Source organism: Pseudoalteromonas sp. SW0106-04 (genome assembly GCF_001293805.1).
In the GTDB taxonomy this organism is placed as follows: domain Bacteria; phylum Pseudomonadota; class Gammaproteobacteria; order Enterobacterales; family Alteromonadaceae; genus Pseudoalteromonas; species Pseudoalteromonas ruthenica.
Map to the genome: position 1 here is coordinate 1 of NZ_BCAI01000012.1, position 15,119 is coordinate 15,119.

The following is a 15,119-nucleotide window of genomic DNA, read 5'->3' on the forward strand; positions in this document are numbered from 1 at the left end:
GGCTTAACGCCCCAACTTTGGGGCACAAATACATGGGCTAAAATAACGAGCGAAGCGAGGGAGCCCATGTGTTTGTGTCCCAGCGAACGCAGTGAGCGCCAACAGTTGTTTGTTAGCCACTCACTTCGACTTTACTAAGTACATAATTAGAAAAAGCTGAGCATACAACTAAGAAAAATTTTGCATCGTCGAATGTAATTCTACTTTGTTCAAGTAGTGCATGACGAATGCCATTTTCATCTGAAGTAAACCCATATAAGCTTGAAAATGCAGTTTTCAATGCAGGATGGAGAGCTATTTGCTTATCGAGTATTTTTATCAGTTGACCAAGAGTTTCCTTTTTTCCTGTGATAATAGAAACCAAGCTCTCTATGGCACTTATCGATTCTTTAATGGAGTTGCGATAATCAGGATTATTTCTATCTGATAGAAGCTGTAAAGATCTTTCTAAATGCAACCTTACTGCTTCTTCATTATTTGATATGGCTTTATCTATTTCTTCTAATTGCTCCCTTTCTGTTATTTGAGCAATTTGACCACCGACAAATCGATATGCCGACATTTCCCGTTCTAAAATCTTATTGCAGATTTCTGGAAAACGGTCACGAAACTGATATTTCCCGTAATTTTGCGAACAAAACTCAATGAAGTCATAAACTTCATACCAGCTACATCCGAAAAAGTAATCTCTAAGTTGGCTCTGAACCTCGTTCCAGCGATGACTCAGGGTATCTAATGGATATTTGAAATAATTAAGCCAAAGTTTTTCACAGAGGCTATAAATTTGAGGGTTACTATCTCTACTGATAGTGTATCCACCATGTGAATAGGATATATCATCCCAAATCGATACTTTCAACAAGCTCCAAAGTGAGTTTAAGAGTGCTTCGTCGACTGACTCTAATTGAATACTATCCCTAGCTTGTTTGTATCCAAATCTTTCTGAAAACCTCACCAGTACCTCCTTGAGTGGCTAACAGCTTATTAGCGTGCATTTCGGAGCCAAACAACCTTTGGCTACTGGACCACGTTAACGTTCATTTATTGTTAATAAATCATTAAGTTATCAGCTGAGTGTCGCCATGTCGATACGCTGTGGTGTGGTTTACAAGCCTGCAATAAGATAATCGTGCGGAGTTTGGCTTGCTAAATATAAATAAAAAGCTATATTTCAATACCTTAAAAATGCTATTGGTTTAGTCGCGGCTGATATTACTTTGCATAACATGGCTTGTTTTTGCTTTTTTGATAAAGGCCATCTTTACCGTTACATACAGCTTCTTTTGGTTTTGTTATGCCCTCATTCCTATTTTTAGAATCGGTAAGCGCTGAGCTAAGAACAAGACGTTACAGCTTAGGAACGGAAAAAGTTTACTCGATGTGGATAAGGGGTTTTAAACTTTTAAATGGTTAAACATACTCAGAACTCTGGCGCTGCCTAGCGGAGCAGCGCAACGTATCGCGCTATTCACCCTCTATTAATACCCCTTTTCTATAATTGCGTTTTTACTCTCGCTATTGTTAATTATGAAACGTTTAGCCATTGTTACCGCCGTTCTGACTCTTGCCGCCTGTCATGTTGCTACCGCACCAAGCGGTGAATCCCCACCAGCAGAAATTCTCACATTGACCCAATGTACCCAAGCTAATCTCAATGCAATTGAGCAGCTAGTCAGTACTGGCGATGGCAGTGGACACGGCCCGGATATTGGCACTGCGGAATGGGCAAACAGTGTGGAGTACCGTTTAGATATCAATAACCATGCAGATAAGCCGCCATTATTAACACCTAAGTGGTGCCAATGGGTGGCAAACCAAGCGAACACCTCAGCCAGCTTTAACTGTGAGCAAGCACAAAGTGATATCGCCCGCCAAGTATGCCAGTCGCCAAGGCTGAGTGAGTTAGATGCGCAATTGGCCGACACCTTCGAAAAAGCACTGGCACAATCCGATAGTGATAAACATAAAAGCACGTTACGGGCCATGCAACGTGGTTGGATAAAAGGCCGCGATGCGTGCTGGCAAGCAGATAACGTAAAACAGTGCATTATTGATGCCTATCAGCATCGCAACGCTTCACTGCAAGTGCAGTATCAACTCACCACGGCTGTGGACCACCTTCAGTATGATTGCGAGGGCAAACAGGTAAGTGTTGATTTTTATGATACCACGCCACAATTTATTGCCCTGCGCGAGGGTGAGCAACAATGGCTGATGCAGCGCGTGATTGCCGCCAGTGGTGCTAAATACCAAGGCCGCAATCAGGTTTTTTGGCAAAAAGGCGATAGTGCCTTTGTGCAATGGCAGTACAACACGCCCATGCAGCAGTGCACATTACGCTAAGCAGGCTCCGACCATACCGCAAACTCATTACCACTGGGCTCCACAAAGTGAAACCGTCGCCCGCCTGGAAAGTCGAATAACGCTGTGGAGATCTCGCCTCCCGCTTGCTCTATCTTAGCTTGGGTTTGCGCAATATCGCTGGAATAAAAAACCAATAATGCGCTGCCTTTGCTGGTCTGAGCGTTTAAGTCGCTACGATAAAAGCCGCCATCGAGCCCTGCTCCGCTAAAGGCTGTGTAATCTGGGCCGTAGTCAGTAAATTGCCATGCAAAAACATGGGTAAAGAATGCTTTTGTGGCCTCGAGGTCGCGCGCAGGGTATTCCACATAGTTCAGCATTTCGTGATTATTTTTCATCCTTGTCGCCTGCTATAAAACAAAAAAAGGTGCGCTAAGCATAGCGCACCTTTTTTATTGGTTCTACTGGGTTGCGTATTAACGCATTAAGGCCCTATTGGCCTTTATCTTGTTGCTCAATCTTGGCCCAAGAATCACGTAGCCCTACGGTTTGGTTAAACACTAAGTGTGAAAAGTGATCGTCACGGCAGAAATACCCGGTACGCTCAAACTGATACCCTTTTAGGGCAGCCGCTTCGCTTAGGCTAGGCTCTAATTTGGCATTTTTAACCACTTTTAGTGACTCTGGGTTAAGGGCATCGGTAATGTCCTCTGCCGCACCTGGGTTAGGCACATTGAATAAGCGGTCGTACTGGCGCACTTCGGCTTCAATACAATGGCTGGCACTCACCCAATGAATAACCCCTTTAACCTTGCGGCCATCAGTCGGGTTTTTGCCTAGTGTTTCCGGGTCATAAGAGCAATAAATGGTGGTGATATTGCCTTGCTCGTCTTCGTCAATGCGCTCTGCTTTAATCACATAAGCGTTACGTAAACGCACTTCTTTGCCTAGCACTAAGCGCTTAAACTTCTTATTCGCTTCAACACGGAAGTCTTCGCGTTCAATGAACACCTCGCGGGTAAATGGCAACTGACGCGAACCCATTTCTTCTTTGTTCGGATGATTAGGCGCATCGAGCATTTCCACTTGCTCTTGTGGGTAATTTTCGATCACGACGCGCACCGGGTCTAATACCACCATGGCACGTGGCGCGTTTTCATTTAAATCATCGCGAATACAGGCTTCAAGCATGCCCATTTCTACTAGGTTATCTTGCTTGGTTACACCAATGCGCTTACAGAATTCACGAATAGAGCCTGGGGTATAACCGCGTCGGCGTAGCCCGGCAATCGTTGGCATACGCGGGTCGTCCCAACCATCAACATGGCCATCAACCACCAACTGATTAAGCTTACGCTTACTCATAATGGTGTACTCAAGGTTCAGTCGTGAAAACTCGATTTGCTGTGGGTGGCACTCTAGGCTGATATTATCTAACACCCAGTCGTATAAACGGCGGTTATCTTGGAACTCCAAGGTACACAATGAGTGCGTAATGCCTTCAAGCGCATCGCTAATACAATGGGTAAAGTCATACATTGGGTAAATGCACCACTTATCACCGGTTTGGTGGTGGTGGGCAAAACGAATGCGATAAATAATCGGGTCGCGCAGCACCATAAAAGAACTGGCCATATCGATTTTGGCTCGCAGTACACACTCGCCCTCTTTGAACTCGCCGTTTTTCATTTTTTCGAATAACGCTAGGTTCTCCGCCACAGGTGTATCGCGATAAGGGCTATTTTTACCCGGCTCTTTTAACGTGCCACGGTACTCGCGAGCTTGCTCTGGTGTTAAGAAACACACATAAGCGAGGCCTTTTTCAATAAGCTCAACAGCGTACTGATACAACTTGTCAAAGTAGTTAGAAGAGTATTGAATCTCACCGCTCCACTGAAAACCCAACCAGTTCACGTCTTCTTTTATTGAGTTCACATAGTTGATGTCTTCTTTTTCTGGGTTGGTATCATCAAAACGCAAATTACACAGCCCGTTGTAGTCTTGTGCAATGCCAAAATTCAGGCAAATAGACTTGGCGTGGCCAATGTGCAAAAAGCCATTTGGCTCGGGTGGAAAACGCGTGTGCGTTTGCTGATGTTTGCCTGAGGCTAAATCTGCGTCAATGATGTTACGAATAAAGTTCGTTGGGCGATTCTCAATCTCCGCCATTGGGATACTTTCCTCTGAATTCTGCGTGACTTATAACCCACGCATTATGACAAATACTGCGCTTAACTTACAGCTTTTAGTAAGGTCACACCAGCTTTAATTCAACGGTGTTGCCGTCTGGGTCAAGAATGTATAAAGAACGACCAAAACCAGTGGCCCCGTAGCGCTCAGCGAACTGCAACGACTGGTTTACGCCTTTGGCTTTTAAGGTGCGGATCACCGCCTGTTCGCTCGCGGCGCTGATTTGCAAGCAAAAATGCGCCAGTGGCGAGGTGCGCACCTGCACCGGTTGCTTGCTATCTATGCTGCCCTGAGTGCTAAGAATATCAATCAGGGCCTGACCGGCACGCAACTGATACAACCCCTCTTGCTCCAATACGCGCTCTAACTGAGCGCCAAGTACTTCCTCATAAAATGCGCACATGCGAGGTACATCATCGGTGCGCAGCACAACATGGTCTAGCCCGTGTAATTGCATTGAATGCTCCTTTTATTGATTAGGATCTAATCACTGTGCGTCACGCTAAGCTATGCTACAGAGACATTCATTACAACGCTAAAGGAGCCGTGATGCAATTGCATACTGCTGCAGATTTAATGACCCCAGCGCCGCTGACCGTAACCGCTGATGCCTCGTTGCATGATGCCCATGCATTAATGCGTGAGCACAATATTCGCCATATTCCCGTTACCGATGAGCACGGCACACTTATTGGCATGCTGACGCAAAAACTGATGATTGCCCAAGTGATGCGCATTATTTCAGTGTTTGGTGCACCGGCACTTGAGCGCAAAGAGAAGCAAACGCAAGTGGGCGATATTATGCTTCAAGATTTTGATACCGTGGCCCCCGGTGATGCTTTAAGTGATATCGCTGAATTTTTTTTCAATAATCGTCATGGCTGTATGCCGGTGGTTGAGGAGCAAAAACTGCTCGGCATACTCACCTCTTCAGACTTTGTGCGCCTAAGCGTTGAGCTGTTGAAAAAGTCATAAAAGTTTAATCTAGCGCAACATCGCTGACATTTATCTGCCCTACACTTGAGGCGAATTTAACAAACCTAGGAACAAGGAATAACCATGGCTTCACAGAATCAACATCGCGTTTATATACCGACCAATGCTCGCGCCAACCAGTATATTCTCGCCGAGTTTAAACCGGATGATGATTTTTACGCCTGCTTTAGCGATTATCGCAGCGCATATCAGCGCGTTGCCCGACAACTGTTCGCGTTATGTGACGATGCCGAGCTCTACAATGTGCATATGCTGGTCAACGACAAGCTGCCCATTGTGCGCTTTCATGAAGAGGCATATTGCTTAGAGACTCAACGGCAGCAGCTGTTCTTTTATAATCCGCGATATCACGAGGCTCATCAGCTACATGGCTGCTGCGAAAGCCGAGCACGCAAAGTACGGTTGCTATTCCTCGCTACAGGTGAAGACATTCGTGCTCATTCTGCCGATTTTCACCGCCGCGTTGCCAAAGTGCTAAGCGCACTGCAAGAGCAACTTCCCGGCGATGCCAATAAGTTGAAAGTGCGTGACCATCAGCACCTAACCTATGATTTGTTCGCCCGCGCCAAAGGGCATAAAGAGAGCTATGGGTATAAACTTAGAGCACTGGCACCACGCTATGAAGCCCGTGGCTGCCCCTTACCCAGCCATCGCGACCTGACTTATGCGCGTTTTACTTTGCCACTCACACGGCAGTTAAAAACGCAGCTATTGGATGCCAGCGCCACGGATTACGGAAACTTTTATAGCCACATTGAAGATGCGTTTATCAGCGCCTGTGAAGCAAAGCGCCTACCGCGCCGCGCAATGGTGGCCAATGGCCGCACACCGCTTATTCGCCACCGTGATATCGACACCAGCGCTCACAATGAGGAACTGGAAAAGCTCAGCTTTGAACCCAGCAAAGGCGAAACCCAAAGTCACGTACTCTTTGATGCCGCCAACTTGGTACAGAGCATTGACTTTGTGATTGTTGCTGGCGTCGAGGATCATCATGATATGGGCTATGGCCGCTTTATGAATCAAGTCGAGAGCGTGATCAAGGCGCTGTGCAATAGCTTACAGGTGAACCCAGAGCGCCAAGATATCAACACCCGCTTTTATCAGCACCTGAGCTACAGCCTATAACTGCACGATAAAAACATTAACAAGGCCGCTATTGAGCGGCCTTTTTTGTTGCTTGGCTCAGTCCCCCACCAGCCTAATTTAGCGCTTTATTCCTTCTGCGAAAAAGACTTTTTTACCATTTATATCAAAACCTTAAAAGTAAACGAGATAGTTTACCTTGCTTACATACATTCATGTATGTATATTCCTGCTCTAGTCGGTTTAATAAATTGTTCAGCTAAAGGTAGGTTATGAATGTAAAAACGCTGGTCGCAGTCACAGTACTTGCGGCGCTTAGCTTAAGTGGTTGCCAGGAGCAACCACAACAACAAGCCCAAACGGCCCCCGCTGCCGTTGAAGTCGAGGCCATAACGTTGTCGCCACAAAGTATTGACCTCAGCACCGAGCTGGTTGGCCGCACGGTCGATTTTCGTCAAGCTGAGATCCGCCCCCAAGTAAGCGGTATTTTACAGGCGCGACTGTTCGAAGAAGGACAAGTGGTGAGCAAAGGAGATGTGTTATATCGGATTGACCCAGCTCCCTACCAAGCTGAACTTGCCAGTGCCAAAGCGGCGCTCGCCAAAGCCCAAGCCAGTGTTCGCAACACTCGCATGAAGGCTGAACGTATCAAAGGCTTATTAGGTAATAAATCGGTCAGCCAGCAAGACTATGATGATGCCGAAGCCACCTTGCTACAAGCAAAGGCCGATTTAGCAGCCGCCAAAGCCGCTGTACTGAGCGCCGAAATTAATCTTGATTACACTCAAATCCGTGCTCCCATTGACGGTCAGATTGGTCGCTCTAGTGTTACCGAAGGGGCGTTGCTGACGGCCAATCAAAGCGCTGCGCTGTCGATAATTCGCCAGCTTGATCCTATTTACGTTGATATGACGCGCGCCGCCTCCAAGTTATCTTCTTTGCGCAGTGCCATGCACCAAGGCAACCTCAGCCAAAACCCCGAGGTTAAACTGAGATTAGAAAATAACGACTGGTATGCGCTCTCCGGTGAGCTGAAGTTCTCCGAGGTAAGCGTTGACCCATCAACGTCTATGGTCACCATGCGCGCAGTGTTCCCCAACCCCAATGGTGAATTACTGCCAGGCATGTTCGTACGAGCGCAGTTAGCTACCGGCCAAGATGATGACGCCTTATTGGTACCGCAAAAAGCCATTGTGCGCACGCCCAAAGGTGAGGCCACAGTGATGGTGGTCAGCAAAGAAGGCACAGCGCAAACTCGCGTAGTTGAGCTCGGTCAAGAGATAAACCAAAGCTGGCAAGTCCACTCCGGTCTACAAGCCGGTGACCAAGTAATAGTCGCCGGGCTGCAAAAGGTTCGCCCCGGTAGCAAAGTGACAGTGGCAAAACAGGGCACGGGGGCATAATTTATGGCTAATTTTTTCATTGGCCGGCCTATTTTTGCTTGGGTGATCGCCATCGTGATCATGCTTGCGGGCCTGCTATCGGTAAAACAGCTGCCCGTTGAGCAATACCCTAAAGTTGCGCCACCGGCGGTCAGCATTAATGCCAGCTACCCTGGTGCCACCGCACAAACAGCTGAAAACGCCATTACCCAGGTGATAGAGCAAGCCATGAACGGCTTGGACAACCTCATGTATATGTCGTCACAAAGTGACTCGGTGGGCAATGTCAGCCTGACGCTCACCTTTGAAACCGGCACTGACCCCGATATTGCTCAGGTTCAGGTGCAAAACAAACTGCAACGGGCAATTCCTCTGTTGCCGCAAGAAGTGCAGCAGCAAGGGGTTTCGGTGGCCAAGTCTAATGGCAGTTTCTTAATGGTTATTGGCTTTATCTCCGAAGATGGTTCGATGAACCGCGAAGACATCGCCGACTATGTGGTTTCTAATGTTAAAGACCCAATTAGCCGCACCCCAGGGGTGGGCAATGTCACCGTATTCGGCAGCCAGTATGCCATGCGTATCTGGCTTGATGCGCAAAAGCTTAACCAATATCAACTGACCCCCACCGATGTCACCGCTGCCATTAAAGTGCAGAATAATCAAGTGACAGCCGGACAGCTTGGCGGCGCCCCGGCATTACCCGGGCAGCAATACAATGCCGCTATCACCGCACAAAGCCGCCTCAGTAGCCCAGAAGAATTTGGCCAAATCCTATTACGGGTTAACGAAGATGGTTCACGAGTGCAGCTTAAAGATGTGGCTCGCGTTGAGCTCGGCGGTGAAGACTATTCCGTTATGGCGCGCTATAACGGCATGCAAGCAACGGGGATCGCCATCGAGTTGGCCACCGGAGCCAATGCCCTCGATACCGCTGAAGCGGTGCGCGATCGCCTTGACGAACTAAAGCCTTATTTCCCAGAAGGGCTCAAGATTGAAGTGCCCTACGACACCACGCCATTCGTTGAGCTTTCTATCAGCTCGGTGGTGCAAACACTGTTTGAAGCCGTGCTTTTGGTGTTTGTGGTGATGTATTTGTTCTTGCAGAACTTCCGCGCCACCTTAATTCCGACCCTAGCGATTCCTGTGGTCTTGCTCGGCACCTTTGGCATTATGTCGGCGATGGGCTTTTCGATAAACACCCTCACCATGTTTGGTATGGTGCTGGCCATCGGCTTGTTGGTGGATGATGCCATTGTTGTGGTCGAAAACGTTGAACGGGTCATGAGCGAGGAAGGCTTGGGGCCTGTGGAAGCGACACGCAAATCCATGGGACAAATCACCGGCGCCTTGGTGGGCATAGGTTTGGTGCTCTCTGCCGTATTTGTGCCGATGGCCTTTTTCGGCGGCGCGACCGGGGCTATCTATAAGCAGTTCTCTATTACCATCGTTTCGGCCATGGCGTTATCGGTGTTGGTGGCGATTATTTTCACGCCGGCCCTGTGTGCCACCATTTTGAAGCCCATCAAAGGCGACCATTTGGAAAAAGGCGGCTTCTTTGGCTGGTTTAACCGTACCTTTGATCGCTCTAACGATGGTTACCAAGGGGCAGTAGGTGGCCTGCTTAAGCGTCCGGTGCGCTCAATGGCGTTATATGGCGCGATTATCGCAGTGATGGCATTGATGTTTGCCCGCCTGCCCTCGTCATTCTTGCCCGATGAGGACCAAGGTATCTTTTTAACCATGGTGCAGCTGCCAAGTGGTGCCAGCCAAGAGCGTACCGAAGAAATAATGACTAAGGTCGCCGATTATTATCATGGCGAAGACTCAGTGCGCTCGGTGTTCACCGTCAGCGGCTTTAGCTTTGCCGGGCGCGGACAAAACGTCGGCCTTGCCTTTGTGCGCCTTAAAGATTGGAGTGAGCGCGACGACAGCCAAAGCGTACAAGCCACTATTGGCCGGGCGATGGGGTATTTTTCTACCATTAAAGAGGCGCAAATTTTTGCCTTTAACTTGCCTCCTATTCAAGAGCTAGGACAAGCCACAGGCTTCAACCTGTTCTTGCAAGATAGGGGCGCCTTAGGCCATGACGCGCTACTGCAGGCCCGTAATCAACTGTTGGGAATGGCGGCGCAGCGCCCTGAGCTGATGGCTGTGCGCCCTAACGGCATGGAAGATGCGGCGCAGTTACAGGTGGATATCGACCAGCTTAAAGCGCAAGCGTTAGGAGTCTCGATTAGCGAGATAAACCAAGCGTTGTCTATTGGCTGGGGCTCGCGTTACGTCAATGACTTCACCGACCGAGGCCGTGTTAAAAAGGTTTATGTGCAAGCCGATGCCGAGTACCGCATGACCCCGGAAGATTTAAGCCATTGGTATGTGCGCAATAACGAAGGTGAAATGGTCTCTTTTGATACCTTCGCCACCAGCCGCTGGGTGTATGGCCCGCAACGTCTAGAGCGTTACAACGGCATCTCAGCCATGGAAATTCAAGGTCAGCCAGCACCAGGGTACAGCTCCGGCGTGGCGATGCAAACCATGGCCGAGCTGGTTGCTCAGTTGCCACCGGGCATTGACTTTGAATGGACCGGCACCTCTTACCAGGAGAAAATGTCTGGCTCCCAGGCGCCGATGCTTTATGCCTTGTCGATTTTGGTGGTGTTCTTATGTTTAGCCGCCCTATACGAGAGCTGGGCTATCCCATTTTCAGTGATTATGGTGGTGCCGCTGGGGATCATCGGGGCGCTCAGTGCCGCCTTCTTGTTCGGTCTTCAGAACGACGTGTATTTCCAAGTGGGCTTATTGACCACCATGGGCTTGGCATCGAAAAACGCGATTCTCATCGTCGAATTTGCCAAAGATTTACAGCAACAAGGTCGCTCGGTGATCAACGCCACGCTCGAAGCCGTGCGCTTGCGTTTACGGCCCATCATCATGACCTCTCTGGCGTTCTCGCTCGGGGTTTTGCCATTGGCGATAAGCTCCGGTGCCGGCTCAGCCAGTCGCAATGCCATTGGTATTGGCGTACTTGGCGGCATGCTCAGTGCCACCTTCTTGGCTATCTTTTTAGTTCCCGTGTTTTATCTCGTGGTGCAAAAGCTCTTTGTTCGAAAGTAACTGCACCCAACCCCAAAGCCGGACTTTTTAGTCCGGCTTTTTTATGCCTAAAAACAAGGTATCAAGGAGGGCTTGCGCTTGCTCAATAAGGTCAATATAACCTGGGTGTTGCAGGAATTTACTGATAAGGCCACCGACGAGGGAGTTCATCGCCGCTGCCGCGACTCGCGGCTCAATAGCGGGGTTAAGCTCACCATTTTCCAATGCTCTGGCGAACGCCAGTGTGAGCGTGTCCTGCACTTCTTGATTGAGTTGTTCTTGTTGTTGTACTGCGGGGTTAAGCTCGTCAACATATTCACAGCGATGGAACACCACCGTTAGCACGCGATGATACTGGGGGTCTTGTTGCACTATCACCAAGGCGCGATGCATCACGTCTTTTATTTGCGCCAAAGCGCTCAGATCATTGGCACTTTGCAGCTCACTGAGCATTTGTCGAAACGGCAGACGAATACGGTCTAACATGGCGTTGAACAGATCGGCTTTGTTGTCAAAATGCCAATAGATTGCGCCGCGCGTGACGCCTGCGGCGCTGGCGATGTGTGCCAAGGTGGTCCGTGACACACCATGCTGGTAAAACTGATGCTCAGCGGCATCTAAGATAGCACTGCGGGTTTGTTCGGCATCAGCCTTCGAACGCCTGACCATGGCCTTGCTCGATTAAGAAATAATGATCGCAATATTAACATAGTTGCTACCTGAACCAACAGCCATCGCGGTGTTATCGATACTCCAGCCGGGCGGTTAGGCGATTAAATAACCTGGGAAAAAAACGCTTGATGGTGGGTGCCCAATAACTTAAGCCTTGGCCAATCACCACTTCTTGCTTTTGCTTTTCAATCGCGATGATGATTTCTTGCACACAGGCGCTCACCGGCATACCGTTTTCAATCGACTGTTCACTGTGATTCTGCGCCACCCCTTTCTCGTTCAAGGAGTTATGAGCAATGCGGGTTTGCACCGAGCCAGGACACACGGTGAGGCAATGAATGCCATCAGCGGCAAGCTCAGCGCGAATGCAATCCATAAAGCCGACCACCGCATATTTGGAGCCGGAATAACCGGAGCGAAACTTAGAGCCCACTTTGCCCGCGACGCTGCTGATTGCCACGATCATCCCCTGCTTTCGGGCCTGCATTTGCGCAACCACCAGTTTAGTCAGGGCCACAGTGCCAAAGTAGTTGACCGCCATTAATTGCTGGTAAGTAGCAAAGTCGGTGTCGGCAAACAAGCTACGTTGCGACACCCCGCCATTATTAATCAAAATATCAATATCACCGATGGCTGCAAGCTGCTCGGGGAGCTCTTTGAGTAGGCTCTCAGCGGCGCTCAAATCCAAAGGTAAGACAACATGTCCCTGCCCCACCAAGCTATTTTTCACCTGCTCAAGGGCTTGCTCGTTGCGCGCCGATAACACCAGCTTAGCGCCTTTGGCCGCAAGTTGTTTAGCCAGCTCCTCACCAATGCCCGATGATGCGCCGCTTAACCACACCCGTTTGCCATCTAAGTTCATTTTATCGCTCCTGCTTGGTGTTCAATTTGCGCTTGCAGCTCTTTGCAAAGCCCCATTAAAAATAAGGCTTCAACGACAACAAATAAGGGCCCAATAACCAAGCCGATTAAATCATCCACGAAGGCAGGTTTTTTGCCCTCGTAATAGTGACCGACAAATTGGAATACCCAGCCCACGACGAATAATCCGATACCAACGGACAGCCACAGCCACGTGCTAAGCATCGCCACGGGCGCAGCCCCGAGCAGGCCCAGCACCAACAATGCGCTCATTAGCAGGCCTAGCCTGAGGGATAGCTTTAAATAATAAAGGCAGGTAATACTCACGACCAACACAGCTGGAGTGAGGCTGAGCGCTAAAACGGTAAAACTCGGGCGAGAGAGCAGCACCAGCAAGGCATACACGATTAAGGGTATGCCGATAAAATGGGTGTATATATTACGTTTATCACGATGATAACGAGCGTAATTACTTAATTGGGTAACCAAGGTTTTCATGGTGTTAGCACCTTTTTTATTATTAACCTTGTGCTCAGTTTAGAGTAAAACCCCTAACTTGCCTATATTTTTGGCTCGTCTCGCTCGCCCTCATCAAGATTGCCAGTGGCATGGGTATTCATGCGTACTAAGTTGGGCTTGCGCTCACTCGCAGCGGCGCTCTTTAATGGTCCCTGCCCCGGTGGAGAATTAGGCTCATCGGACACTGGCTCACCGTTTTTAAAGGGCTGGATCATATTGGCGTATTGTTCAATGAGCCGATGCATTCCCTCTGGTGCTTCACAACGCGTAAACTGCATCTCCACATCAACAATATCGGTTCGCCGGCGGTTGCTGTCGCTGGTTTTCGGCGAAAGGTTCACCTTGAATGCCACTCGCTCGGCATTAAACCCATCCACTTGGTGCGTCGCCCGTTTCAACTCGCTTTCACTGATTTGAATCGACATGTCAAAGCGCATTTTATCTAGGGCTATGCCTTGCGGCTGTACTAAGGCAATAAGCGGCACATACATATCGTGTTGCTCGTCGACTTGCACTTTCACCATTTTCGCCGCTAGCGAGCCATCCTCTTGAGTATCGAAGAACTGCTGCAATTGCATCACATATTGTTGCGATATCATGGTCCCGGTGGTGTTCACCGCATGGTGGATCCCCCGAGTGATATCGGTGAGCATTTGCGCATTCATCTTTTCTTTGCCAAACATCATAAGTCCTTACTATAAATGACATTGGGAGTGCGCAGCCGCTGTAATAACTCAGTGTTAAGAAAATGACTTTGAGCATGCAGCTGCACGTTAACATAGGCGCGCGTATCACCTGCGCGCCCAGAGTGCTCGGAATGTAACAGCACCACATTTGTCTGTTTGGTGTGACAGTGCGTAGACCAATATCGGCTTGGTATTGGCCACAATGCACTGATGGCCTGCCAGCACCGCCGCCAAGCATTTTTTAGTTGCACTTTAGTTGCCACCCTTTTTACCATCTTTACCAGAAGGCGGTGCGATTTCAGCTTTCGTGTCCGCAGGTAAGGCATCAGTAGCAGAAGGTTTACCCTCACCAATAACCACGGGCTTAGTAGCCGCATCGGTGAGAAAATCAATAACCCGCATTAATGCTTCAGGCGGCCCTTGGCGTTTTACTGCGGTATGAATTGAATATTTAGCTCGGGTGTCGGTTTTACGGGTTTGCTCCGACTTATGAGACACCTTGCCGTGTACTTTAACCGAGAATGGACCCCAGCCCATTTTTGCCTCAAAGCCACCCTCACCACTGGTTTCGCTGTGGCTTTCTTCTGATTGTGTCACTTCCAGTTCAAAGTCAATTGATCCTTCTTCGACACAAATATTGGGGTGGGTGATCGCTGCAAGTAGCGGCACCCGCATGGTCTTACGTATGGTGCCCTTGAAGTTACCTTCGGTATCCACTTGGGTTTCATCGTATTCGAACTCAACGTTCACCGCCTTGCCATCTTTAATGCACACGGTCATCAAAAATTCGGCGTAAGCCCGACTTGCCTGTACTTGGGCGGTGATCATTGCATGCAATGGCCCCCCTATCATGCGGTCCAATGGCAGGGCATTAATTACCGAGCCAACGAGTCCTGTATCGATAGCCATAGTTCTCTCCTTTTGTTCCTATTTGCGCTATTGCCATTAAAAACTAGGAGTCGCTGGCTTAACTCGTGCTCTTATGTAAGCCCTTGTAATAAAAGTATCGCCGGATAAGCATAAAGATCACCGTGGCGCCGATGACGGCTGACATCAGGTGGTGTATCAGTAAGTGGCCGACAATAAAGGCCGGGATATCGTCGAAGGAGTCGATCAGCAGCAGCTTAAGTATGAGCGCCACATAAACGCTAAGATGCAAAAGAAACGCGATTTTAAACAAGCGCTTAAACCCTTGCTTCATACTCGGATGAATAGCAACCACCCCCAAGCGCAGCAGTAGCCATGCGCACAACGCAATGGCCATGGACACCACACCTAACCCCAATAACGAGGTTTTAATAAGCACCACCGCTAAAATGACATAAAACCACAT

The 15,119-nt window shown here is 49.0% G+C and carries 15 protein-coding genes; 5 read left to right on the forward strand and 10 right to left on the reverse strand.

Annotated elements, in window-relative coordinates; all coding sequences use genetic code 11:
- Positions 1 to 112 precede the first annotated feature (112 nt).
- A complete protein-coding gene (locus W04_RS13690) occupies positions 113 to 955 on the reverse strand; it encodes an AbiJ-NTD4 domain-containing protein (protein ID WP_082342241.1) in 843 nt (280 codons plus the stop codon).
- A gap of 572 nt (positions 956 to 1,527) precedes the next feature.
- Here W04_RS13690 and W04_RS13695 point away from each other — a divergent pair.
- Positions 1,528 to 2,343: an MliC family protein gene (locus tag W04_RS13695; protein ID WP_053911213.1), complete on the forward strand. Its 816-nt coding sequence runs from the start codon at positions 1,528 to 1,530 to the stop codon at positions 2,341 to 2,343.
- Here the strand turns inward: W04_RS13695 and W04_RS13700 are convergent.
- The 3 genes from W04_RS13700 to W04_RS13710 form a co-directional block, all read right to left on the reverse strand.
- On the reverse strand, positions 2,340 to 2,699 hold the full coding sequence (locus W04_RS13700; RefSeq protein ID WP_053911214.1) for a VOC family protein: 360 nt from the start codon (positions 2,697 to 2,699) through the stop codon (positions 2,340 to 2,342). The genes W04_RS13695 and W04_RS13700 overlap by 4 nt on opposite strands.
- A gap of 94 nt (positions 2,700 to 2,793) precedes the next feature.
- On the reverse strand, positions 2,794 to 4,470 hold the full coding sequence (gene glnS, locus W04_RS13705; protein WP_053911215.1) for a glutamine--tRNA ligase: 1,677 nt from the start codon (positions 4,468 to 4,470) through the stop codon (positions 2,794 to 2,796).
- A gap of 85 nt (positions 4,471 to 4,555) precedes the next feature.
- Positions 4,556 to 4,948 (reverse strand): VOC family protein, encoded by a 393-nt coding sequence (locus W04_RS13710; protein WP_053911216.1) that lies wholly within the window; start codon positions 4,946 to 4,948, stop codon positions 4,556 to 4,558.
- A gap of 92 nt (positions 4,949 to 5,040) precedes the next feature.
- Between W04_RS13710 and W04_RS13715 the strand changes: the two genes are divergently transcribed.
- From W04_RS13715 to W04_RS13730, 4 genes are all read left to right on the forward strand, one after another.
- Complete coding sequence (locus W04_RS13715) at positions 5,041 to 5,466, forward strand: HPP family protein (protein ID WP_053911217.1); 426 nt, start codon at positions 5,041 to 5,043, stop codon at positions 5,464 to 5,466.
- An 84-nt stretch (positions 5,467 to 5,550) separates the two neighbouring features.
- Positions 5,551 to 6,615, forward strand: a complete 1,065-nt coding sequence (locus tag W04_RS13720) for a DUF3083 family protein (protein ID WP_053911218.1) — start codon at positions 5,551 to 5,553, stop codon at positions 6,613 to 6,615.
- A gap of 230 nt (positions 6,616 to 6,845) precedes the next feature.
- On the forward strand, positions 6,846 to 7,976 hold the full coding sequence (locus W04_RS13725) for an efflux RND transporter periplasmic adaptor subunit (protein WP_053911219.1): 1,131 nt from the start codon (positions 6,846 to 6,848) through the stop codon (positions 7,974 to 7,976).
- Positions 7,977 to 7,979: 3 nt separating this feature from the next.
- Positions 7,980 to 11,069 (forward strand): efflux RND transporter permease subunit, encoded by a 3,090-nt coding sequence (locus W04_RS13730; protein WP_053911220.1) that lies wholly within the window; start codon positions 7,980 to 7,982, stop codon positions 11,067 to 11,069.
- Between the two features lie 27 nt (positions 11,070 to 11,096).
- Here W04_RS13730 and W04_RS13735 read toward each other — a convergent pair whose 3' ends face one another.
- The 6 genes from W04_RS13735 to W04_RS13765 form a co-directional block, all read right to left on the reverse strand.
- Complete coding sequence (locus tag W04_RS13735) at positions 11,097 to 11,717, reverse strand: TetR family transcriptional regulator (RefSeq protein WP_045978690.1); 621 nt, start codon at positions 11,715 to 11,717, stop codon at positions 11,097 to 11,099.
- A gap of 73 nt (positions 11,718 to 11,790) precedes the next feature.
- A complete protein-coding gene (locus W04_RS13740) occupies positions 11,791 to 12,582 on the reverse strand; it encodes an SDR family oxidoreductase (protein WP_053911221.1) in 792 nt (263 codons plus the stop codon).
- Positions 12,579 to 13,079, reverse strand: coding sequence for a DUF962 domain-containing protein (locus tag W04_RS13745; protein WP_045978688.1), 501 nt, complete (start codon positions 13,077 to 13,079; stop codon positions 12,579 to 12,581). The genes W04_RS13740 and W04_RS13745 overlap by 4 nt, the downstream gene beginning before the upstream one ends.
- Positions 13,080 to 13,141: 62 nt before the next feature.
- The gene (locus W04_RS13750; RefSeq protein ID WP_081604450.1) at positions 13,142 to 13,786 is read right to left on the reverse strand and encodes a DUF2589 domain-containing protein; all 645 of its coding nucleotides are present in this window, start codon (positions 13,784 to 13,786) and stop codon (positions 13,142 to 13,144) included.
- 252 nt (positions 13,787 to 14,038) lie between these two features.
- Complete coding sequence (locus W04_RS13760) at positions 14,039 to 14,695, reverse strand: DUF2589 domain-containing protein (RefSeq protein WP_197275969.1); 657 nt, start codon at positions 14,693 to 14,695, stop codon at positions 14,039 to 14,041.
- Between the two features lie 58 nt (positions 14,696 to 14,753).
- Entirely contained in the window at positions 14,754 to 15,119 is a 366-nt protein-coding gene (locus W04_RS13765) for a hypothetical protein (protein ID WP_053911223.1), read from the reverse strand.